Source organism: Sphingopyxis sp. GW821-FHT12C06, assembly GCF_058807415.1.
Genome location: NZ_JBXAQR010000002.1, coordinates 20,524 through 43,218, shown reverse-complemented (window position 1 = coordinate 43,218; position 22,695 = coordinate 20,524). Strand labels below are relative to the sequence as shown.

The following is a 22,695-nucleotide window of genomic DNA, read 5'->3' as shown; positions in this document are numbered from 1 at the left end:
ATGTTGCACGAAAAACCACGCAAGCCCTCCTCTGAATTCCCCAATTGCAAAATCACTATAACTGTCCATTTTTCAAGTAATTTTGATCAGTCGGTCGCGAATAGTGTTCCTCCTGCGCCGGGACGGCTGCGCACCACCTTCCTTGCATCTGCCGCGCGCTGCTGGCACAACGCGGCCATTCCGAAATCAGCAAGGATTGCCCATGTCCCGCTTGTCCACCCCGCTGGCGCTCGCCGCGCTTCTGTCCCTCGCCGCCTGCAACGGCAGCGGCGATGCCTCGAAAACCGCAGCCGCCGCGATCCCCGACGTTGCCCTTCCCGACCTGTCGCTCGCGACCTTGCAGGCGGTGACGAAGGAATTGTCCTCCGACGCCTTTGAAGGCCGCGCACCCGGCACTGCGGGCGAAGAAAAAACCGTCGCCTATATCATCAAGCAATATGAGGCCGCAGGGTTGAAGCCCGGCAACAATGGCAGCTGGACGCAGGATGTGCCGCTGGTCGAGATCACCGCAAAAAATGCGACGCCGCTGAGCTTCACCGGCGGCAAGACCCCGGTCACCGCGCAATATGCGAAGGACTATGTCGCCTTCAGCTATCGTGTGCAGCCCAAAACCGAGGTCAAGGACAGCGACGTCGTCTTTGTCGGCTATGGCATCAACGCGCCCGAAAAGGGCTGGAACGATTATGCCGGGCTCGACGTCAAGGGAAAGACCGTCGTCGTCCTCGTCAATGATCCCGACTGGCAGACCAAGGAAACCCAGGGCGAATTCAACGGTCGCGCGATGACCTATTACGGTCGCTGGTCGTATAAATATGAAGAAGCCGCGCGTCAGGGCGCGGCCGCAGTGTTGATCGTCCACGACACCGAACCCGCCGCCTATGGCTGGAACGTCGTCGAATCGAGCAACACCGGCACGCAATATCTGGCCGAAAGCAAGAATGGCGGCGCCGACCAGACCCTCGCCAATGGCTGGATCCAGCTTCCCAAGGCGAAGGAATTGTTCGCAAGCGCCGGACAGGATTTCGACAAGCTGCGCGAAGCCGCGAAGAAAAAGGGCTTCAAGCCCGTCGCGCTCACCGGCGTGAAAGCGAACTTCGGTTTCGACAACCAGATCAGCAAGAAGATGTCGCGCAACGTCATCGGTATCCTGCCGGGCACAAAGCGTCCCGACGAATATGTTCTCTACACCGGCCATTGGGATCACCTCGGCCGCTGCACGCCGGTCGCTGGCGACGATATCTGCAACGGCGCGGTCGACAATGCGAGCGGCGTCGCCGGGCTTGTGACGATGGCAGAGGCTTATAAAAAGGCTGGTGCGCCTGATCGCAGCGTCGTTTTCCTCGCGGTCACAGCCGAAGAGTCCGGCCTGCTCGGTTCGAAATATTATGCCGAAAACCCGGTCTTCCCGCTCGCGCAGACCGTCGGCGGCGTGAATATGGACGCGCTCAACGCAATCGGCCCGTCGAAGGACATTGTCGTCGTCGGTCGCGGCAAATCCGAACTCGACGCCTATGTCGCCAAGCTCGCCCAGATGGAAAAGCGGGTGATCAAGGACGAGCCCACCCCCGAAAAGGGCTTCTATTACCGCTCCGACCATTTCAGCTTTGCCAAGCTGGGCGTCCCGATGTTCAACTTCGGCAGCGGCGACGACCTGATCAACGGCGGCATCGAGGCCGGCAAAAAGGCGGCGGAAGATTATGAAAAGAACCGCTATCATGCGCCGGGCGACGAATATGACGCGATCACCAACTGGGACGGCATGATCGCCGACCTGCGGCTTTACTATGCGGCGGGACGGATGCTGGCGATGACCGATGCATGGCCGAACTGGGTCAAGGGCGATGAATTCCGCGCCGCCCGCGACAAGTCGCGCGCCGGGAAATAAGCAGATGGAGGGCCAAGGGTCGCGTCTCGTCCGACTGACGGCGAACGCGATCCTGCCCGGCCTCGGGCTTGCCATCGCGAGTACAGCGCTGCTCGTGGCATTCTCCTTTCTCGCGCCTATCCTGCTGGTCGCTCTGGTGCTGCCCGCGCACGGTCTCTTCGTCGTGCTGCTGACACGCTACCTGCTCCGCGAGCAGCCGCGCCTCGGCTGGCGGCAATGGAGCGCAGCCTTCGTCCTCGCTGCGATCATGTTCGCGGCTATCTGGCTCGGAGGACTGGGGACTAACGCGACGTGCAGCGACGGGAAGATGTACGAGCCGAGCACGCTTCCGCAGTTGCCTTGGGCGTGGATCGGCTGGGGGCTGTTGGCCATCTCTGCCCTCCCCTCGCGCCTGCTCGGCTATCCGGCCGGGCGCCTGGTGCATTGGAGCAACCGCACGATCCTCGCCGCGCCCTTTGCGGTCGCGGTGCTGGTGACCGGCCTTCCTTTTCAGCACGCCATCGACGATTGCGCGATCGTCGAAGGTTGGGGATTGTTCGAAGGCGGACTGTTCCTTATCCCGCTGCTCGCGCTCTTCCTCTTCACCATGACCTTCTCGATCGCCGTGCTGAGCGCGGCGTTCGTCCGGCCTACCCTGTCCGAGACTGCCACATGACACTGAAAATGCCCGCCGAATGGGCCCCGCACGACGCCGTCTGGATTGGTTTTCCCCACATGGCGGAAGAATGGGCGGGCGCGATCGACGCCGCGCGGGTCGATGTCGCGGCCTTTGCCAACGCCGTCCATGACGGCGGACGCGGCGAAGAGGTGCGACTGGTCGTCAACGACGATGCGCAAGCGGACATCGCCGCGAAGCTCGTCGATCCGGGTGTCCGCATCCTGGTCCAGCCGCTCGGCGACATCTGGCTGCGCGACACCGGGCCGATCATCGCCGGCACCGGCGCGGCGCGGCGTGCGCGCAATTTCGAATTCAACTGGTGGGGCGAGAAGTTCGTCATGCCGGGCGACCAGGAAGTCGGCGCAGCGCTCGCCGCCAGCAGCGGCCTTCCGGTCGACGATCAATATTGGGTGCTCGAAGGCGGCGGGATCGACGTCGACGGCAGCGGACTCTGTGTGACCACCGAGGAATGCCTGCTCAACATCAACCGCAACCCTACGCTGACCCGCGAAGATATCGCGGTGCGGCTCCACCAGTCGCTCGGCATCGAGCGGCTGCTGTGGCTCGGCAAGGGGCTGATCGGTGACCATACCGACGGCCATGTTGACAATCTGGCGCGCTTCGTCGGCGAAGGCCGGCTGGCGATCCCGGTCGCGGCGGGCGATGATGACCCCAATGCCGCGATTTACGCCGATGCCCGCGCGCGGACGACCGCGTTCGGCGGGATCGAGATTGTCGACCTCCCCTCGCCCGGCCGCTTCGAGATCGACCGCGAGTTGGCGGCGGCGAGCTATATGAACTTCTACATCGGCAACAGCGTCGTGGTCGTCCCGACCTATGGCGTCGCGAACGACGCGGCGGCCGTCGACGCCCTCGCCGCACTCTTCCCCGACCGCCGCGCCGTCGGCGTGCCTGCGCGTGGCATCCTCGTCGGCGGCGGCAGCTTCCATTGCTCGAGCCAGCAGCTTCCGGCATAGCACCACCATGACCCGCACCCTCAACGTCGCCGCCTTGCAGCTTCCTCTGCCCGGCCCCGTCCAGCCGAATATCGACGCCGTGACGGCGCTCGTCGAAGAAGCGGCCGCGAAAGGCGCGCAGGTCATCCTGCCCCCCGAGCTCTTCGAGGGCCCCTATTTCTGTCAGGTCGAGGAGGAGGCGCTGTTCGCCAGCGCCCGGCCCACCGCCGAGCATCCGAGCGTCGTGGCCATGCAGGCCCTCGCGGCGAAGCTGAAGGTCGCGATCCCGACGAGCTTCTTCGAGAAGGACGGGCATCATTATTATAATACGCTCGCGATGATCGGCCCCGATGGGGCAATCATGGGGACCTATCGCAAGAGCCACATTCCCGACGGTCCGGGCTATGAAGAGAAATATTATTTCCGCCCCGGCAACACCGGCTTCAAGGTCTGGGACGTCTTCGGCGCGCGCATCGGCGTCGGGGTGTGCTGGGACCAATGGTACCCCGAATGCGCGCGCGCGATGGCATTGATGGGCGCCGAACTGCTCTTCTATCCGACCGCGATCGGCTCCGAACCCTATGACGCCGACCTCGATACCAGCCGCATGTGGCGCCGCGCGATGCAGGGCCACGCCGTGTCGAACTGCATGCCGGTGATCGCCGCGAACCGGATCGGGACCGAAAACGACGCCAACTTCTATGGCCACAGCTTCATCAGCGACGAATGGGGCGATTTGACGCAGGAATTTGGCGCCAGCGAGACCGGCGTGCTGGTCGAAACGATCGACCTCGCCCGCGCGGCGAAACATCGTGCGGGCATGGGCTTCTTCCGCGACCGGCGGCCGCAGCTCTACGGGCGACTGGCCGAAGATATCTGACGCGGCCAAGGGGGCAAGATGATGGAACTACCCGACGATATTTTCACCGAGCCCGAGGATGTAGATCCCGAGACGCTCGCGAATCTTGGCCCGCTACGCCGCCTCGCCGGTATCTGGGAAGGAAAGCGCGGGGTCGATATCAACCCGAAGGCCGACGGCCCTGAAACCCGCGAATATATCGAGCGGATCGAGATGCAGCCGATCGACCCGCAGGCGAACGGCCCGCAGCTTTTCTATGGCCTGCGCTACCATGTCCATATCAACACGCCCGAAGAGGATATCACCTTCCACGATCAGGTCGGTTACTGGCTCTATGAACGCGCAACAGGGCTGATCCTCCAGACCGTCGCAATCCCGCGCGGACAGATCGCAATCGCAGCGGGACATGCGAAGCCCGACGACAGAACGCTGGTGGTGAAGGCCGAACGCGGGCAGACCGAATATGGAATTTGTTCGACGACCTTCCTCGAACAGGCCTTTCGTACGGACAGCTACCAGCTCGACGTCAGTTTTCACGACGATGGCTCGTGGAGCTATGTCTCTGACATCATGCTGCTGGTCAAAGGCCAGGCCGAGCCCTTCCTGCACCGCGACCGCAACACGCTGGTGAAGATCGCCGAGCCCGACCTCAACCCCTGGGCGAAGATCGTCCGCAGCGCCGCATAGGCGTCAGCTCTGAAAGCGGCTGATGCTTTCGAGGTCGCTGCGCTCGAGCGGCTGGGTCAGCCACAGCCCGCCGCGCCCGCCGCGCGCCCAGCGGACGATCGCCTTGCGCCTGATGTTGCCGGCCAGCACCAGTTCGAACTCCTTGCCGACTTCCCAATGTCCGTCATGAACGAAACCCGCGCCATTTTGCGACAGGTCGACCAGTTCGATCTGGCTCGCCCCTTCGTCGGTCACCGCCTGCGCCTGGGTTCGCACCGGCAGGCGCGGCTGGCGATAGTCGCCCGCACGTTGCTCGGCTGCCAATTGCTTCAACACGCCCGCGACATCGACTTCCTCGTCGAACGCGACGCCGCACCGCCCCTCTTCGGACCAAACAACCCGCCCGCAAATCACCACCGTATCGGAAAGCGCGACTTCCAGCCGCTCACCGACAGCGATCGGCACATCGGCCGCAAGCATCATGCCGCGATCGGAGATATTGCGAACCCGCCACAGGCCAAAATCGCCGTCGCGCTTGACCTTTGCGATGCGCCACACGGTGCGGTATCGATCGGCGCCACGACGATCGCTCTCGTCGCCGGCTGCCTGCTCTCCCGCCGCGCCCGACAGGCGTGGATTGTTCATTCAATCCTCCTCATTCCAAACAGCGCTCCGACGAGCCGACACTGCCATCAGGACACACGAGCGTTGGCATATAATTACATGAAAATACACAAATTTCATCAATTTAACAACAGGTCAGGCATATAAAGATAATAAAAGTTCAATATCTGGCTCGACCATCGGTTTTCCTCGCCTGTCCCGATGAATAAATTTCTCATTTCGCACAATTTAACGGCTCCCGGACGGCGGCATTAAGCGCGGAAAACGAGTAAATTTCCACCGGGATGGATCGCGGCGATGCATCGGCATCCGTGCGCCCGACGGCCCCCACGGCGCGCGCCAGCCCGGCATCGGTTTTTTCACAGACGCCATTGGAATGTAACCATCCCCACCTGTATAGACGGGTGATGAATTCCATTTCGCGCGCGCCTGCAAAAGGGGCAGAATCATCGAACACGGCCGGGTCGACCCCGGACTCGTCGCCCCCGCGCTACGCGGCAATCAAGCAGAGCATATGCGACGCCGTCCGCGACGGCCATCTCAAACCGGGCGACCGCGTCCCGTCCGAATCCGAGCTGGTGAAGCAGTTCGACGTATCGCGAATGACCGCCAACCGCGCGCTGCGCGAGCTTCAGGCCGCCGGCGTCCTCGTCCGCCGCGCGGGAAGCGGGTCGTTCATCGCCGAACCGAGACCGATCGGTCAGATGATCGAGATCCGCAACATTGCCGAAGAAGTCCGCGAACGCGGTCATGAATATCGCGCCCGCGTCGTGCTGAATCAGGAAATTCGCGCGAATGCCGAAACCGCGCCGCTGCTCGAAGTGGTGGCCGGGACGAAATTATTCCATTCGGTGATCGTCCATCACGAGGCCGAGTTTCCGATCCAGCTCGAGGAACGCTTCGTCCTCGCCTCGGTCGCGCCCGAATATGGCACGCGCGATTTCACGCAGATGACCCCGAACGAATATCTGAGCCGTACCGCGCCGCTCGAACGCGTCGAGCACCGGGTCAGCGCCATGATGCCCGACGAGCGTACGCACAGCCTGCTGGGCCTGTCGGGTGGCGAGCCTGTGCTGCGGATGACGCGGCGAACCTGGAGCCGCGGGCGACTGGTGTCGCACGCCTGGCTGACGCACCCCGGCTCCAGGTTCGAATTGTCGGCCGCCTTCTCGATCGACGACTGACGAGGGTCAGTTCGCCAGCGTCCGGACCACCGGCTTTTTCCGCCGGCGCAGCCAGCGGAAATCGGCGCGGGTGAAGCTTTTGAACAACAGATAGAAGCCCGTCCCCGACAGCCACAGCGTGCCAAAGGCGACGAAGATGATCAGCGGATGGTTGAAGCTCTTCCGCTCCACATAGTCCATATTGTGGAGCATCCAGAAGAAGTCCCACGTCCGCCACGTGTCGCCGCGCATCACCAGGAAACGCGCAGTGTCGGCCGAAACATAGGCGCTGCTATTCTCGGCATCCGAGAAGTCGACCCGCCACATCCGGCCTTCATGATCGCGCGTTTCGAGGGTCGATTTGGGGAGCAGGCTGGCCTGCAGGATCGGCGCCTCGTTCATCATCGATGCGACCTCGCGGGCGAGTCCTTCGTCGACCGCGATCGGCGCGCCGTCGGTCGCGTCGACCAGCCGGACACCCTTTTCGGTCCGCACTTCATAGACCGGCCGTGCGCCGAGATCGCGCAGCACGACCCCCAGCACCGCATCGCCCTTCGACAGCGCAGCGACGTCGAAATAGGCGCCCTCGGGCAAGGGATGCGAATGACCCATATCATGGCCGTGGCCGCCGACCTTGTCCTTGTCGAGCAGCGCCATCACCGAGCCGCTGAGCGCCCAGAGGACGAACTGAAGGCCGAGGATCAGGCCGACCCATTTATGGATACGCCGGAAGAACAGCGGCGTCAGGCGGATCTTCTTCATGCCTTTTTCTTCTTTCGGCGCTTGAACGACCAGATCAGCAGCCATGCCCCGCTGATCGCCATGGCGAAAGCGCTCCAGGTCGCGACCCGGACCAGCGGATTGTTGACGTCGGTGCGCTCTTGATAATCCATGATGTGGAGCATCCACGCGATGTCGAAGGCGCGCCACAGCGCGTGACGGCGCGAGATGAGCTCGCCGGTCTTGGGCGACAGATAAAGCGTCGGGCGGTTCCAGCCTTCAAACTCGACCTGCCAGAACGGCGGTTTGCGCGACTGCATTTCCTGCGGCGCGGTCGTGAGCAACTGCACCGACACGATCTTGCCGTCGCCGGTATAGATGCGCTGCGCCAGCGCACGGATCTGCGCCTCGGTCGGATCGGCCAGCATCTGCCCCGACGCCGCGTCGAACAGACGCGGGCCATCGGGGGTTTCGGCGCGCCAGACCGGCTTGTCGAAATGGCGCTGCAAGCGGACTTCCGACGCGCCGGGGGCGGCCGCCACAATCTGTGACGGTGACGCCAGCCCGGCGAGATCGAAAGGCTTGACCACCGGGCTGCGCACCAGATGATCACCATGAATGGTGTCGATATGGACCGTCACCATGTAGAGCCCGGTCAGCGTCCAGAGTAGAACCTGGACGCCGACCAGCAATGCCAGCCACTTATGGGTTCGGCGGATGACCAGTGGCCAGCGGATCGTCATGCTCGGGGCCTTAGAAAGCGGTCCGGAAACCGGCGTAGACACGCCGGCCGAGCAGGTCATAGGTCATCGTGTCGGTATTCGCATCGGTAAAGCTCTTGATATAGGGAGCCTTGCGATCGAACAGATTGTCCACCCCAAGCTGGAAGCGCGTCTTCTCGTTCACTTCGAAGGCGAGCTGGATATTGTGGTAGAAGACATTCGGCGCACGATAGCCGATATCCTTGGGCGCCGCGTTGAAGTCGGTCGCCTTGCCGACCCACTGGGTCGACCAGGTCGCGCTGATCCCGTCCTTTTCGGCCGTCAGCACACCATAGCCGCGCCATTTCGGATAACCGCCGTTGCCGCCGCCGATATGGCCGTCGAACACGATCGGAGCACCGCCGACGAACGGATAGATGGTGTAGTCGTTGAGCCAGGTGACATTGGCGTCGAACGAAAGCGAAACGTCACCGACCATCCGGTTATAGACGAGACCAAGGTCCAGCCCGCTCATCTTTTCGCGGCCGGTATTGATCGGCTGGGCGGAAAGATAATTGACCTCACCCGTCAGCGTGCTGCGCGTGAAATCATCGCAGAAGGGATGCGCCAGCTTCGGGCTGGCATAGCAAACCGCAAGCTTGGTCGAACCCGGGATCGCGCGGATCGCGTCCTTGATGTCGATGTTGAACCAGTCAGCCGTCAGCGACAGACCCGGTACGAGGCCCTTCGGCTGAACGACCGCGCCGACTGTCCACGTCGTCGAGCTTTCGGGCTTCAGATTTTCGTTGCCGCCCACCGTGGTCAGGATCGTATTGCCCAGCTGGACATAGTTGGCGGGCACACCCGATGCCTGGCAGTTCGCGATCAGCGTCGCGTTTCCGCTCTGCGAGTAACGGCTGCACGGATCGGTGGTCGTCAGATTGCCTTCCGACACGCCGCCGTACAATTCGGGCACGTTGGGGATGCGGAAGCCGGTACCATAGGTGCCGCGCAGACGGATGTCTTCGTTGATCCGCCAGTCGACGCCGATCTTGTAGTTCCAGTCGCTGCCGAACAGATCATAGTCCGAAAAGCGCACCGCGCCGTCGATCGTCAGCGCCTTGAAGAAAGGCGTGTCGGCGAGCACGGGAACCGAAAGCTCGAGATAGGCTTCCTTGGCGGTGGTCGAACCTGAAATCGGATCCTGCTGGTTGGTGTTGGCGAGGCCCAGCACCGTCAGCGGATCGGGGTCGCGCCAGCCCTTTTCCTTGCGATAGACCACGCCCGTCGCGAAGGAGACCGGCCCCGCGGGGAGGGTGAACAGGCTGCCCGTCAGGTCGGCCGTGACGGTCGCCAGTTCGTTGCCGCCATGATCGCGCGAGGTGAAGTTAATATAGTCGAGCACCGCCGGGGTGACATCGCCCGCACCGAGATAATCGGCGCAGGGAATTGCCGCGCCCGCCGTCACGCTGCACTTGGTGCGATCGAGCGTGTTGGCGACGTTGCCGAGATTGGCAACATTGGTCGAACCGTCGACCGCGGTGTTGCGGCCGAACGCACCCGCGACTTCCCACGCCCAGTCATTGGCCAACTTGCCGCGCAAACCGGCCGTACCCTGCCAGGTTTCGGTCTTCTGGAAGAATTCGCGCGGCCCGCCCTCGACGAGCATCCGGCGCACGAGCAACAGATTTTCCCCCGTCGGGTTGGTCGGGTTGGTCGACGCAATCGAAATATTGCGCAGCGTACCCGGGGTCGCGAGCTGGTCGCTCTTGCGGTGGGTGTAGAGGAACTCGCCGAAAACCTGGACGCCGTCGGTGATCTGGTAATCGCCGAACACCGCGGTGCTGATGCGCTGGATCGGGCTAACCGCGTTCAGATAGCGCTGAACGTTGTTATTGTGTTTCGCGCCGTTGTACGGCTCGAAGAAATCACCATTGCCGCCGGGCGTCTGGTTGAAGTTGATCTGCTGGCCATTGGGCAGCACGGCGCGGCCACCGATCGTCGAGGTGCTGTTGGTGCACGACAGCGAACCCGGCGTCACTTCTGCCAGCGAACAAGGCGCACGGCTCGCCATGTTGACCGCATCGGTTTTCTGATAGGTCGCCGCCACCATGATGCCGCCGCGATCGCCGCGCGCGCCCCAGATCAGGTCGGCGGTGAAGTCGCCGCCGTCGCCGCGTTCGGTGACGCCATAGCGTGCGCTGACGCCCAGACCTTCATAGTCGTTGCGGGTGACGAGGTTGACGACGCCCGCCATCGCATCGGCGCCATAGATCGCCGAGGCGCCGTCCTTGAGGACGTCGGTGCGCGCGAGCGCGACGACGGGGATCATGTTGAGATCGGGCGACGAGTTGGCGCCGGTACCGCCAGCGACAAGGCGGCGGTTGTTGAGCAGCACGAGTGTGCGCTTGATACCGAGGCCGCGAAGATTGACCTGCGCGGTGCCATAGCCGTTGTTGGTCCAATAGGCCGAGCTCTGGTTGCCCGCGAAGCCGGCATTGGCGGGAAGGCGCTGGAGAACCTGTTCGATATTGACGAGGCCGGTGTTCTCGATCTGCTCGGCCGAGACGACCGTTGCCGGGCCGACGCCCGCGAGGTCCTGACGACGGATGCGCGATCCGGTGACCACGATCTCGCTCGCGGGGCTAGCCCCCTCGGCGGACTGCGGCGCCGCGTCCGTTTGCGCGGCGGCAGGCGTGGAGATGCTGGCGATCGCCGCGACCCCTGCAAGCAAAGATGTTCTGATTCTCATGCGAAACCCCCTGTTGGTTGCGTTGTTGTCCCCAGAAAGCATCAAATGTATATACAGGTCAACAGAAAAATCTGTTGAATTTCAGTATCTTAATGCGATTTCCGGGGAACATAACTGGCAATTAGAATACGCAGCATCAGGGAACACCCCTCACCTCTCGACGATTTTTTTATTCAGCATCGGGCGCGCCGAATGGCGCCGCATTGCGGCCAGTCCAAGGCACCGGCAATTTTCTTGTGAAAGGCCAAAGGCCTCAGGCTTCGGACGGCCTCCGGGCCGAACCGAAACGCGCGATCAGATCATAGGCCGATCCGACGAAGTGCTGACGCACGAGCGTAATCCCCTCATCGCCACGCCAGGTCCGTCGCTCGACGAACAGGCACGCCGAGCCAACCGCCAAATGGAGCCGTGCCGCCACATTGCGGTCCGCCTCAACCGCCGCGATTCGCGTTTCCGCTTCGGTCCAGGGCACATGCTTGAGCAGCCATGCCCCCGGCGATGCGCCCTGAAATGCCGAGGCCGCAATGTCGGGCACGGCGGACAGGCTGATCAGTCGCGCTTCGGCGGCGAGCGGCACATCGTCGGCGAAATGCACGCCCTCCAGCAAAATCAGTTCGCCCTCCCCGGCCAGCGCGGCTTCCTCGGGATGCGCGGGATCGGGCGTCCGCACCTCGCGATTGAACAGTTCAAAGCGGTACCGCTGCCCGCGCTGCAGCACCTCCTGCTCCAGATCGGGGATGTCGAGCACCATCGAATGGACGCGCGGGCGCGCAACAAAAGTTCCGGCACGCTTGCGGCGATCGATCAGCCCGGCCGCGACAAGCGCCGACAGCGCCTTGCTCACCGTCATCCGCGCGCAATCATAGTAGCGCATCAGTTCGAGCTCGGTCGGCAGGCGCGCGCCGGGAATGAGTTCGCCCGACAGGATGCGCGCCTCGAAATCGGATCGGATGCGTTCGTGGAGCGGTTGCTTCACGCGGTCAGCCTCTCGAGCGTCGCGACATAGCGCTGAACAATCGCCGCGCGATCCTTGTGCCGCCCCTGGCTCACCACCCGCTCGCCGCGCCGCCAGACGCCGTCGATCGCGCTGCGCCCCGCCGCGAAGATATAGGCATCGAGCAGTTCCTCGTCCCGCTTTCCGGCCAGCGACGGATGCCCAAGGTCGAGGCTGACGATATCGGCCGCAGCACCGACCGCGAGACCGCCCCGCACACCGAGTGCCGCCGCGCCGCCATCGACCGATGCAGCATAAATATCGGCGCCCGTCGAACGCCCCTCGCCGCCCGCGAGCATATTGCGCCCCCTGTGCAGCAGCCGCTGGCCATATTCGAGGAGGCGAAGCTCTTCGCTCGCATCGATCAGCACGTTCGAATCACTCCCCACGCCATAACGCCCGCCCGCCGCCAGAAAGGCCTCGGCGGGAAACAGCCCGTCACCCAGATTGGCCTCGGTAATCGGGCAAAGCCCGGCGACCGCGCCCGTCCGGGCCAGCGCCGCCGTTTCCGCAGGCGTCATATGCGTCGCATGGACCATGCACCAGCGATCATCGATCGCAGCATGATTCAGCAGCCATTCGATCGGGCGCTGTCCGCTCCACGCGACGCAATCGTCGACCTCCTTCACCTGCTCGGCGATATGGATATGGACCGGGCGTCCCGCGCCGATGCCCGCGAGCGCGTCCAGCTGTCCGGGCGATACGGCGCGCAGGCTGTGCGGCGCGATCCCGACGACGGCGTCGGGCAAGTCCCGGCTCGCCGCGCCGGCGGCATTGATCAGCCGCGCATAGCGCTCGATATCCATGATGAAACGCATTTGTGCGGGCTGCGGCGGCTGCGCACCGAACCCCGCATAGGAATAGAGGACGGGCAACAGCGTCAGACCGATGCCGCTCGCGGCGGCCGCATCGACGATCGCGCGGCTCATTTCGGCGGGGTCGGCATAAGCCTGCCCGCCGCGATCATGGTGCAGATAGTGAAACTCGCCGACGCGGGTGAAGCCGCCCTCCAGCATCTCGAGATAGGCGAGCGATGCGATCGCGCGCACATCGTCGGGGGTCATGCGGTCGAGGAAACGGTACATGACCTCGCGCCAGGTCCAGAAACTGTCGCCCGACGGCCCGCGTCGTTCGGCGAGGCCCGCCATGCCGCGCTGGAAGGCGTGGCTGTGGAGGTTGGGCATGCCGGGGAGACCGCAGCCGTGCCGATCGTCGCCGGACTGCGCCGCCCTGTCGGCTTCGATAGCAGCGATCACGCCCGAAGATATCGTCAGCCGGACATTTCGCGCCCATCCGTCGCTCAGCAAAAGCCGGTCGAAGAAGAGGTTCCGATCGCCCGTTTTCTGCGCCGATGCCATAAATTTCCTCCCGATCTGAAATTATGTCTATACATTAATGGGCGATTGGTGCAATCTTTGGTCATCGCAAAATGATGAGGGTCGATGGGCATGCGCTGCGACACGCTGTGGAAAGATGCAAGGCTCGCCACGATGGTCGGGAACGACCTCGGCGTGGTCGAAGATGGGCTGGTGGCTGCGGCTGACGGCATCATCCTCTATGCTGGCCCTGCCACCGATGCCCCCGCGTTCGACGCCGCCGAAACCATCGCCTGCGACGGACGCTGGATCACCCCCGGGCTGATCGATTGCCACACCCACCTGATCCACGCCGGCGACCGCGCGCGCGAGTTTGAAATGCGTCTCGACGGCGCCTCCTATGAAGAGATTTCCCGCGCTGGCGGCGGCATCGTCTCAACGATGCGCGCGACGCGCGAGGCCAGCGAAGACCAACTGGTCGCGACCGCCCTGCCCCGCCTCGACGCGCTAATTGCCGAGGGTGTCACGACGGTCGAGGTCAAGTCGGGCTATGGCCTCGACACGGCCAGCGAAATCCGGATGCTGCGCGCCGCGCGGCGTCTCGGGACCGAACGGTCGGTCCGGATCGCCACCACCTTCCTCGGCGCCCACGCGCTGCCGCCCGAATATGCCGGCGACGCCGACGCCTATATCGCGATGTTGGCGGGCGACATGTTGCCCGAAGTCGCACGCCTCGGCCTCGCCGATGCGGTCGATGCCTTTTGCGAGGGTATCGGCTTCACGCCCGCGCAGACCGAACGCGTCTTCGAGGCGGCGAAGCGCGCGAACCTGCCGGTCAAGCTCCACGCCGAACAGCTTTCGAACCAGCATGGCGCGGCACTCGCGGCGCGTCATGGCGCGCTGTCGGCCGATCATCTCGAATATCTCGACAACGCCGGGATCGCCGCGATGGCCGCGTCGGGTACCGTCGCGACTTTGCTCCCCGGCGCCTATTATTTCATGCGCGAGACGCATTTGCCGCCGATCGACGCACTCCGCCTTGCCGGCGTGCCGATCGCGATCGCGACCGACTGCAACCCCGGGACTTCGCCGCTCACCTCGCTGCTGCTCGCGATGAACATGGGGGCAACGCTGTTCCACCTGACCGTCGCCGAATGCCTCGCCGGGGTTACCCGCAACGCTGCGCGGGCGCTCGGCCTGTCCGATCGCGTCGGAACGCTCGAGTCCGGCAAGCGCTGCGACCTCGCCATCTGGGACATCGAACGTCCCGCCGAACTTGTCTATCGCATGGGGTTTAACCCGCTCCATGCCCGTATCTGGAGTGGTCGATGACCGATATCATGCTTACCCCCGGCACCGCATCGCTTGCCGACTGGCGCGCCATCTATCGCGGTGCGATCCCCCGGCTTGATCCGGCATCGGCGCCGCGTATCGCCGAAAGCGCCGCTGCGGTCGGCCGCATCCTCGCGCGCGGCGAGCCGGTCTATGGCATCAACACCGGTTTCGGAAAGCTCGCCAGCGTCCGCATCGACGACGCCGACCTCGCGACACTCCAGCGCAATATCGTACTCAGCCATGCGGCTGGAATTGGCGATCCGTCGCCGGTGCCGGTCATCCGCCTGATGATGGCGCTGAAGCTCGCCAGCCTCGCGCAGGGCGCCTCGGGCGTCCGCCCCGAAACCGTCGCGCTGCTCGAAGCGATGCTCGTCCACGGCCTGACCCCGGTGATCCCGGCACAGGGTTCGGTCGGCGCCAGCGGCGACCTCGCCCCGCTGTCGCACATGGCGGTGACGATGATCGGCATGGGCGAGATTTTCGTCGGCGATGAACGCCTGCCCGCCGCCGATGCGCTCGCGCGCGCTGGCCTCGTTCCGATCGAACTGGCGGCGAAGGAAGGCCTCGCGCTGCTCAACGGAACCCAGTTTTCGACCGCCAACGCGCTTGCCGGGCTCTTCGAAGCCGAACTGCTGTTCCAGTCGGCGCTCGTCACCGGCGCGCTGTCGACCGAGGCAGCCAAGGGTTCCGACACGCCCTTCGATCCGCGCATCCATACGCTGCGCCGCCATCGCGGCCAGATCGAGGTCGCCGGCGCGCTGCGTTCGATGATGGAAGGGTCGCCGATCCGTGCGAGCCACCTTGAAAACGACACCCGCGTGCAGGATCCTTATTGCCTGCGCTGCCAGCCGCAGGTGATGGGCGCCGCGCTCGACGTGCTGCGCCAGGCCGCAACGACGCTGGAGATCGAAGCGAATTGCGTTTCGGACAACCCGCTGATCTTCCCCGACACCGACGAAGCGCTGTCGGGCGGCAATTTCCACGCCGAGCCCGTCGCTTTCGCCGCCGACATGATCGCGCTCGCGATCTGCGAGATCGGGTCGATTTCCGAACGCCGCATCGCGATGCTCGTCGACCCCGCGCTGTCGGGCCTGCCCGCTTTCCTGACGCCCAAGCCCGGGCTCAATTCGGGCTTCATGATCCCGCAGGTCACCGCCGCCGCGCTGGTCAGCGAGAACAAGCAGTGCGCCTATCCGGCGAGCGTCGATTCAATCCCGACCTCGGCGAACCAAGAGGATCATGTGTCTATGGCGGCACACGGCGCACGCCGTCTGCACGCCATGGCAGCCAACGCCCTCGCCGTGATCGCGATCGAGTGGCTCGCCGCGGCGCAGGGTGTCGATTTCCACGCGCCGCTGCAATCGAGCCCGACGCTCGAACGCGCGCATCGCCTGCTCCGCGACGCCGTCCCGACGCTCGCCGACGACCGGCATTTCCACCCCGATATCGAGGCAGCGAACGCGCTCGTCCGGTCGGGTGCGCTGGCGGCGACGGCAGGCGACCTGCTCCCCGGCGTCGCATGACCGGCTGGCTCGACATAAAGCGCGGCGAAGCGCCGCTGGTGGTGGCGTTCCCGCACACGGGGACCGACCTTGCCGACACCGGCGACGCGTTCCGCTGCGAATGGATCGCGCGCCGCGACGCCGACTGGTGGGTCGACCGGCTTTATGGTTTCGCGGCCGGGCTTGGCGCGACGACGGTCCGCACCGATATTTCGCGCAGCGTGATCGACGTCAACCGCGACCCGTCGGGGGCTTCGCTCTACCCCGGACAGGCGACGACCGAGCTTTGCCCGACGACGACCTTCGACGGCGAACCGCTCTATCGCGACGCCGGTCCCGACGAGGGCGAGATCGCGCGGCGCCGGTCGCTGTGGTTCACCCCCTATCATGCCGCGCTCGAAGCCGAGATCGCGCGGCTGCGGTCGATCCACCCGCGCGTCGTCGTCTATGACGCGCATTCGATCCGCAGCCATGTCCCGCGCCTGTTCGACGGCGAACTGCCACAGTTCAATATCGGGACCAATGGCGGGCAGACCTGCGATCCGGCGCTGGCATCGGCGATCGAAGCCATCTGCGCGGCCAGCGGGAACAGCCATGTTCTCGACGGTCGTTTCAAGGGCGGCTGGACCACGCGCCATTACGGCCGCCCGGAGAATGGCATCCACGCGATCCAGATGGAACTCGCGATGCGCGGCTATCTCGATGAGCCCGCCGACGTGAACGAAACCAACTGGCCCGCGCTGCTCGCTCCGGCGCGCGCCAACAATCTGACCCCGATTCTGAAAGACGTGCTGCAGGCGTGCCTCGCCTTTGCCGCCGCCTGATCCACCAGGAAGGACCAACATGACCCGCCTCGACAACAGCCGCATCATCAAGGCCGCTACCGGAACCGAACTGTCGGCCAAAAGCTGGCTGACCGAAGCCCCGCTGCGGATGCTGATGAACAACCTCCACCCCGACGTCGCCGAACGCCCCGAGGAACTGGTCGTCTATGGCGGCATCGGCCGCGCCGCGCGCGACTGGGAAAGCTATGACAAGATCGTCGACACGCTGCGGCGGCTCGAAGGCGACGAGACGCTGCTCGTCCAGTCGGGCAAGCCCGTCGGCGTGTTCCGCACCCACGAGAATGCCCCGCGCGTGCTGATCGCCAACTCCAACCTCGTCCCGCACTGGGCGAATTGGGACCATTTTAACGAACTCGATAAGCGCGGCCTCGCCATGTACGGCCAGATGACCGCCGGATCGTGGATCTATATCGGTACGCAGGGCATCGTTCAGGGCACCTACGAAACCTTCGTCGAGATGGGCCGCCAGCATCATGGCGGCAGCCTTGCCGGCAAATGGCTGCTCACCGCCGGTCTCGGCGGCATGGGCGGCGCGCAGCCGCTCGCGGCGGTGATGGCGGGCGCGTCGTGCCTCGCGATCGAGTGTCAGCCGAGCCGCATCGAAATGCGCCTGCGCACCGGCTATCTCGACGCCGCCGCCTCGACGATCGAGGAAGCGATGGCACTCATCGAAAAGAGCTGCGCCGACAAAAAGCCGATTTCGGTCGGTCTGCTCGGCAACGCCGCCGAAATCCTGCCCGAACTCTACCGCCGCGGCATCCGCCCCGACCTGCTCACCGACCAGACGAGCGCGCATGACCCGGTGAACGGCTATCTGCCGGCAGGCTGGACCGTCGCCGAATGGATCGACAAGCGCGAAAGCGATCCCGCCGCGGTCGCCAAAGCCGCCAAGGCATCGATGGCCGTCCACGTCCGCGCGATGCTCGACTTCCAGGCCGCCGGGGTTCCGACCACCGACTATGGCAATAATATCCGTCAGGTCGCGAAGGATGAGGGCGTCGAAAATGCCTTCGACTTCCCCGGCTTCGTCCCCGCCTATATCCGCCCGCTGTTCTGCCGCGGCGTCGGTCCGTTCCGCTGGGCCGCGCTGTCGGGCGATCCCGAGGATATCTACAAGACCGACGCCAAGGTGAAGGAACTGCTCCCCGACAACGAACATCTCCACCGCTGGCTCGACATGGCGCGCGAGAAAATCCAGTTTCAGGGGCTGCCTGCGCGTATCTGCTGGGTCGGGCTCGGCGATCGCCACCGGCTTGGCCTCGCCTTCAACGAGATGGTCGCGAACGGCGAGCTCAAGGCCCCGGTCGTGATCGGCCGCGATCATCTCGATTCAGGCTCGGTCGCTTCGCCGAACCGCGAGACCGAGGCGATGCGCGACGGCAGCGATGCAGTTTCGGACTGGCCGCTGCTCAACGCCCTCCTCAACACCGCCAGCGGCGCGACCTGGGTGTCGCTCCACCACGGCGGCGGCGTCGGCATGGGCTTCTCGCAGCATAGCGGCATGGTGATCGTCGCCGACGGCACCCCCGAAGCGGCGGCGCGGCTCGAACGCGTGTTGTGGAACGACCCCGCAACCGGGGTGATGCGCCACGCCGACGCGGGCTATGATATCGCGCTCGATTGCGCGCGCGAGAAAGGCCTCGACCTCCCCGGCATAACGGGGTGAATATCGTCCGGCACCTGCCGGCGAACGAGCGCATCGCCCGCGCATGGCGGAACGGCGGCGGCGTCACACATGACGTCGCCCTGTCCCCCGAAGGCGCGGGCGACGAGAATTTCCTGTGGCGCGCCAGCATCGCGACGATCGCCGCCGCCGGCCCCTTTTCGCCGTGGCCCGGCGTCGATCGCGCGCTGATGCTGCTGGACGGCAAGCTTATGCTCGCAATCGGGGACGACGAACGCGCTCTCGAAGCGGGCGACCCCGCGCAGGCTTTCGCAGGCGAGGAAGCGGTTTCCGCCAGCCCCTGCGGCGGCGCATGCACCGTCCTCAACCTGATGGCGCGGCGCGGAGAGGCACGCATCATACTTGAGCGCTGGGCGGCCGTGCGACCGAGCGACGCCGATCAGCTATTCTTGCTGGCGGAAACAGTCACAACGATCAGGCTGAACGGCCAGTCGATCGATCTGGCCGCCGAAGATGCCCTGCTGCTCACGACGAAAGAGGTGACCGGACTCGCGTTCGATCACCCCGTCATCGTCGCCGAAATATCCATCGGCGCCTAAGCCGTATAAACGACTGCCGCCCCCGTGGCATCAAACGCCATCACGTCGAACGCATCAACGCTGCCATCGGGCATTTCCATCCCCGGCGACCCGCGCGGCATGCCGGGAACGGCGAGCCCGACGATATCGCGCGGCTTGTCGCGCAGCAGCTTGTCGATATGCCGGATCGGCACATGCCCCTCGATCACATAGCCCGCGACGATCACGGTGTGGCACGACGCCAGTTCGGCGGGCACGCCATGGCGGACCTTGATCGCGGGCATGTCGGGACGGCTTTCGACCGTCACCTCATAGCCGGCCTTTTGCGCGATCTCGGCCCACGCGGTGCAGCAACCGCATTCGGGATCGCGATAAACGAGCATCTTTTTCGCCGCGGGCAGCGCGTCCGCCGCCTTGCCGGCAGCCGGCGCCGCGGGCGCGGAGTTGCAACCCGCCAGCGCAACCCCGCCCGCCGCGGCGATCAGGCCGAGCAGGCTGCGCCGGCTATATCGCGCGGCCGTCAAAACCAGGTCCTGACGCCGATCACCAGACTTGTGCTTTCAACCTTTTCGCCTGCAGCCCGGGCAAAGCGCGCGGTATCGCCGAGCTTGCGGCTCCATTCGACGCCAATATAGGGCGCGAATTCCTTGACGATCTCGTACCGCAGACGCAGCCCGAGCGCGACATCCGACACGCCCGATCCGATCGCGCTTTCGGGAACATCCTGCAGCGCGAAATTCACTTCGGCCGCGGGCTGCAGCACCCATTTCTGGGTGATGCGCTGGTCATATTCGGCCTCGAACCGACCAAGCAGGTCGCCCTTGTCCGACAGGAACAAGGCACCCTCGACCTCGAACCAATAGGGTGCCAGCCCTTCGAAACCGATCGTCGCATAGGTGCGGTCGGCGCCGGGGCCAAAGTCCTGGCGAACACCGGCCTGCGCGTTGAAATAGGGACCGATCGCGCGGCTGTAGAGCAATTGCGTTTCGGTGCCCTCCAGCCCTTCGCCAAAGGCGCCCTCGCCCTCGCTCTTGATCGTCAGCCGGTTGATGTCCCCGCCGTACCAGACCTCGCCATTCCAGCTGTAACCGTCATGCCCCTTGCGCGACTGATATTCGAGGTCGAAGCTGGTGTAGCCGACCAACAGGCCGCCGCTTTCGACCATCATCGCGTGGCGCGCATGATCCATTTCGGCCTTGGGATAGATGCGATCGGCGTACCAGTCGCCCGGCGGTGCCGGTGCGGGCGCATCGCCCGCAGGCAGATCGGTGCCAACCGCGCCGGGCGCCGGAGCCGCTGCCTTGGGGGTACAATGCCCCATGGCGGCGTGCTCGGGCGCGCAGTCGGGATCGCTTGCGACCGGCGCGGGTGCAGGCTCGCCATGCGCTGCGGGCGCAGCATCGTCGTTGAGCGTGCAATGCCCCATCGCCGCATGTTCGGGGGTGCAGCCGCTATCGCCGTCGGTCGGAGCCGCCTGGGGCCCGGGATGCGCTGTACCGGCGCTAGCCGTCTTGGGGGTGCAATGCCCCATCGCGGCATGCTCGGGCGGGCAATCGGGATCGGCGACGGGCTTCGCGGGCGCATGGCCGTCATGCGCCGACTGCGCGGCGGCGGGAGCTGCGAAAGCGATCGCCGACAGGCCGGCGAGCAGGGTCCACGCGCGGCTCATGCGGCGTCTCCGCGCGGACGGACGCTGACAACGCGCATCATCCCCGCGTGCATATGATAGAGAAGATGGCAGTGGAACGCCCAGTCGCCGAGCGCGTCGGCGGTGAAGTCAAAGGTCGCGATGCCGCCCGGCTGGACGATCACCGTGTGCTTGCGCGGCGAATGGTCGCCCTTGCCCGTCACCAGTTCAAAGAAATGGCCGTGCAGGTGGATGGGGTGGACCATCATCGAATCATTGATCAGATTGACCCGCACCCGCTCGCCCTCGAGGAACGGGATCGGCTCGTGATGATCGGACATTTTCACGCCGTCGAACGACCACATGAAACGTTCCATATTGCCGGTCAGATGGATGTCGAGCGAGCGCTCGGGCGCGCGGACATCGGGGTTGCGATCGAGCGACTTGAGGTCGTGATAGGTCAGCACCTTGTGCCCGACATCCTCCAGCCCCTGCCCCGGCTCGCCCATCCGGTCGATCGGCATCGGCGAAATCGACTGGACGCTGGGATCGCGCTTGACCTGCGGCGCGACGCTGAAGTCGCGCATGCTGTGGCTCATCGCGCCGCCAGCAGCCGCTCCATGCCCCGCCGCGGCATGATCGCCCGCAGCGGCAGCGGGAGTGCAATGCCCCATCGCGGCATGTTCGGGGGCGCAGGCGGCATCGCCCGCGGCGCCGCCAGCCATCGCGCCCATGCCCATGTCGGTCATCGTCGCGAGCGGCCGCTTGCGCAGCGCCGGAACCTCGGCCGCCATCCCGGCGCGTGGCGCCAGTGTCGCGCGCGCCATGCCCGAGCGGTCGTTGACCTCGGCAACAAAGGTGTAAGCGCGGTCGTCGGTCGGGGTGACGATGACGTCATAGGTTTCGGCAACGCCGATCTGGAACTCGTCGATTTCGACCGGCACGACGTTCAAGCCGTCGGACTGCACCACGGTCAGCCGCAGCCCGGGAATACGGACATTGAAGATCGACATCGCCGACGCGTTGATGATGCGCAGCCGGACGCGCTCGCCCGGGGTGAACAGCGCGGTCCAATTGTCGCGCGGGCCATAGCCGTTGACGAGGAAAGTATAGGTCGATCCGTTGACATCGGCGACGTCGGTCGGGTCCATCCGCATCGCGCCCCATTCGACGCGATCCTTGAGCGGCTGGTCCTTGCCCGCGAGCAACCCGCCGAGCGTCTGGCGCTGCATGTTGAAATGGCCGGGATTGACCTTCAGCTTGCGGAAAATTTCCTCGGGCGAGATCCGGCTGTGGTCCGACAGCACGATGACATGCTCGCGGTCGTGCGCGACGGGATCGGCGCCCGCAGGGTCGATGACGATCGGGCCATAATGGCCGATCTGTTCCTGAAGTCCCGAATGGCTGTGATACCAATAGGTGCCCGACTGGACGACCGGAAATTCATAGACGAAGGTCGATCGTGGTTTGATGCCGGGAAAACTGACGCCCGGAACACCATCCATCTGAAACGGCAGGATCAGGCCATGCCAGTGGATCGAGCTGTCCTCGTCGAGGTCGTTGACGACGGTGAGCTTTGCCGTCTGCCCTTCCTTCAGGCGAACGAGCGGGGCCGGGACGGTGCCGTTGATGCCGATCGCACGGCTGACCTTGCCGTCGACGCGCATCGTCTGGCGCGCGATGCGCAGGGTGATGTCATTGCCCGAAACCACCGGAAGCGGCGCGACGATCCCCGGCGAGACGGGCTGTGCCCACGCCGGGAACCATGCGGCCAGTCCGGCCACGGTCCCTCCACCCAAAGCTCCACCGACAAAATGACGCCTGTTCATACGCATATTGGTTCTACTGTTCCTTCTTGTTCCTATTGCCATACGCGGCCGACCGGAGCGC

The 22,695-nt window shown here is 64.8% G+C and carries 21 protein-coding genes; 11 read left to right on the top strand and 10 right to left on the bottom strand.

Annotated elements, in window-relative coordinates; translation table 11 throughout:
* The first annotated feature begins 202 nt into the window (after positions 1–202).
* The 5 genes from AC1RRJ_RS05480 to AC1RRJ_RS05460 are packed head-to-tail and all read left to right on the top strand — an operon-like array spanning position 203 to position 5,045.
* Positions 203–1,885 (top strand): M28 family metallopeptidase, encoded by a 1,683-nt coding sequence (locus tag AC1RRJ_RS05480; protein ID WP_493120758.1) that lies wholly within the window; start codon positions 203–205, stop codon positions 1,883–1,885.
* Between the two features lie 4 nt (positions 1,886–1,889).
* Positions 1,890–2,540 carry a hypothetical protein gene (locus AC1RRJ_RS05475; protein WP_493120757.1) on the top strand — a complete coding sequence of 217 codons (651 nt, stop codon included), beginning with the start codon at positions 1,890–1,892 and terminating at the stop codon, positions 2,538–2,540.
* Entirely contained in the window at positions 2,537–3,520 is a 984-nt protein-coding gene (locus AC1RRJ_RS05470; protein ID WP_493120756.1) for an agmatine deiminase family protein, read from the top strand. Before AC1RRJ_RS05475 ends, AC1RRJ_RS05470 begins: the two co-directional genes overlap by 4 nt.
* Positions 3,521–3,527: 7 nt before the next feature.
* Positions 3,528–4,379: an N-carbamoylputrescine amidase gene (aguB, locus tag AC1RRJ_RS05465; RefSeq protein WP_493120755.1), complete on the top strand. Its 852-nt coding sequence runs from the start codon at positions 3,528–3,530 to the stop codon at positions 4,377–4,379.
* 18 nt (positions 4,380–4,397) lie between these two features.
* The gene (locus AC1RRJ_RS05460; RefSeq protein ID WP_493120754.1) at positions 4,398–5,045 is read left to right on the top strand and encodes an FABP family protein; all 648 of its coding nucleotides are present in this window, start codon (positions 4,398–4,400) and stop codon (positions 5,043–5,045) included.
* Between the two features lie 3 nt (positions 5,046–5,048).
* On the opposite strand, the gene AC1RRJ_RS05455 is transcribed toward AC1RRJ_RS05460, so the two are convergent.
* The gene (locus AC1RRJ_RS05455) at positions 5,049–5,669 is read right to left on the bottom strand and encodes a PilZ domain-containing protein (RefSeq protein ID WP_493120753.1); all 621 of its coding nucleotides are present in this window, start codon (positions 5,667–5,669) and stop codon (positions 5,049–5,051) included.
* 193 nt (positions 5,670–5,862) lie between these two features.
* Positions 5,863–6,066, bottom strand: a complete 204-nt coding sequence (locus AC1RRJ_RS05450; protein WP_493120752.1) for a hypothetical protein — start codon at positions 6,064–6,066, stop codon at positions 5,863–5,865.
* Here AC1RRJ_RS05450 and hutC (AC1RRJ_RS05445) point away from each other — a divergent pair.
* On the top strand, positions 6,056–6,832 hold the full coding sequence (hutC, locus tag AC1RRJ_RS05445; protein WP_493120751.1) for a histidine utilization transcriptional repressor HutC: 777 nt from the start codon (positions 6,056–6,058) through the stop codon (positions 6,830–6,832). The genes AC1RRJ_RS05450 and hutC (AC1RRJ_RS05445) overlap by 11 nt on opposite strands.
* A 6-nt stretch (positions 6,833–6,838) precedes the next feature.
* Here the strand turns inward: hutC (AC1RRJ_RS05445) and AC1RRJ_RS05440 are convergent, their stop codons facing one another.
* The 5 genes from AC1RRJ_RS05440 to AC1RRJ_RS05420 all read right to left on the bottom strand — a co-directional run bounded on the left by AC1RRJ_RS05440 (position 6,839) and on the right by AC1RRJ_RS05420 (position 13,336).
* Positions 6,839–7,573 (bottom strand): PepSY domain-containing protein, encoded by a 735-nt coding sequence (locus tag AC1RRJ_RS05440; protein ID WP_493120750.1) that lies wholly within the window; start codon positions 7,571–7,573, stop codon positions 6,839–6,841.
* Positions 7,570–8,274 carry a PepSY domain-containing protein gene (locus AC1RRJ_RS05435; protein ID WP_493120749.1) on the bottom strand — a complete coding sequence of 235 codons (705 nt, stop codon included), beginning with the start codon at positions 8,272–8,274 and terminating at the stop codon, positions 7,570–7,572. The genes AC1RRJ_RS05440 and AC1RRJ_RS05435 overlap by 4 nt, the downstream gene beginning before the upstream one ends.
* A 10-nt stretch (positions 8,275–8,284) precedes the next feature.
* Positions 8,285–10,984, bottom strand: coding sequence for a TonB-dependent receptor domain-containing protein (locus AC1RRJ_RS05430; protein ID WP_493120748.1), 2,700 nt, complete (start codon positions 10,982–10,984; stop codon positions 8,285–8,287).
* A gap of 253 nt (positions 10,985–11,237) precedes the next feature.
* On the bottom strand, positions 11,238–11,960 hold the full coding sequence (gene hutC / locus AC1RRJ_RS05425) for a histidine utilization transcriptional repressor HutC (protein ID WP_493120747.1): 723 nt from the start codon (positions 11,958–11,960) through the stop codon (positions 11,238–11,240).
* Positions 11,957–13,336: a formimidoylglutamate deiminase gene (locus tag AC1RRJ_RS05420; protein ID WP_493120746.1), complete on the bottom strand. Its 1,380-nt coding sequence runs from the start codon at positions 13,334–13,336 to the stop codon at positions 11,957–11,959. Before AC1RRJ_RS05420 ends, hutC (AC1RRJ_RS05425) begins: the two co-directional genes overlap by 4 nt.
* A 90-nt stretch (positions 13,337–13,426) precedes the next feature.
* Between AC1RRJ_RS05420 and hutI the strand changes: the two genes are divergently transcribed.
* From hutI to AC1RRJ_RS05395, 5 genes are read left to right on the top strand one after another with little or no spacing between them, the layout of a single operon-like run.
* Positions 13,427–14,626, top strand: coding sequence for an imidazolonepropionase (hutI, locus tag AC1RRJ_RS05415; protein ID WP_493121772.1), 1,200 nt, complete (start codon positions 13,427–13,429; stop codon positions 14,624–14,626).
* A complete protein-coding gene (gene hutH, locus AC1RRJ_RS05410; protein WP_493120745.1) occupies positions 14,623–16,152 on the top strand; it encodes a histidine ammonia-lyase in 1,530 nt (509 codons plus the stop codon). Before hutI ends, hutH begins: the two co-directional genes overlap by 4 nt.
* Positions 16,149–16,955, top strand: coding sequence for an N-formylglutamate deformylase (gene hutG, locus AC1RRJ_RS05405; protein ID WP_493120744.1), 807 nt, complete (start codon positions 16,149–16,151; stop codon positions 16,953–16,955). The genes hutH and hutG overlap by 4 nt, the downstream gene beginning before the upstream one ends.
* Before the next feature lie 19 nt (positions 16,956–16,974).
* Positions 16,975–18,642, top strand: coding sequence for a urocanate hydratase (hutU, locus tag AC1RRJ_RS05400; protein WP_493120743.1), 1,668 nt, complete (start codon positions 16,975–16,977; stop codon positions 18,640–18,642).
* Positions 18,639–19,199, top strand: a complete 561-nt coding sequence (locus AC1RRJ_RS05395; protein WP_493120742.1) for a HutD/Ves family protein — start codon at positions 18,639–18,641, stop codon at positions 19,197–19,199. The genes hutU and AC1RRJ_RS05395 overlap by 4 nt, the downstream gene beginning before the upstream one ends.
* On the opposite strand, the gene AC1RRJ_RS05390 is transcribed toward AC1RRJ_RS05395, so the two are convergent.
* The 3 genes from AC1RRJ_RS05390 to AC1RRJ_RS05380 are packed head-to-tail and all read right to left on the bottom strand — an operon-like array spanning position 19,196 to position 22,640.
* On the bottom strand, positions 19,196–19,702 hold the full coding sequence (locus AC1RRJ_RS05390) for a DUF411 domain-containing protein (protein WP_493120741.1): 507 nt from the start codon (positions 19,700–19,702) through the stop codon (positions 19,196–19,198). The two genes, AC1RRJ_RS05395 and AC1RRJ_RS05390, sit on opposite strands and share 4 nt — an antisense overlap.
* Positions 19,699–20,847 carry a copper resistance protein B gene (locus tag AC1RRJ_RS05385; protein WP_493120740.1) on the bottom strand — a complete coding sequence of 383 codons (1,149 nt, stop codon included), beginning with the start codon at positions 20,845–20,847 and terminating at the stop codon, positions 19,699–19,701. Before AC1RRJ_RS05385 ends, AC1RRJ_RS05390 begins: the two co-directional genes overlap by 4 nt.
* The gene (locus AC1RRJ_RS05380; protein ID WP_493120739.1) at positions 20,844–22,640 is read right to left on the bottom strand and encodes a copper resistance system multicopper oxidase; all 1,797 of its coding nucleotides are present in this window, start codon (positions 22,638–22,640) and stop codon (positions 20,844–20,846) included. The genes AC1RRJ_RS05385 and AC1RRJ_RS05380 overlap by 4 nt, the downstream gene beginning before the upstream one ends.
* Positions 22,641–22,695: the final 55 nt, after the last annotated feature.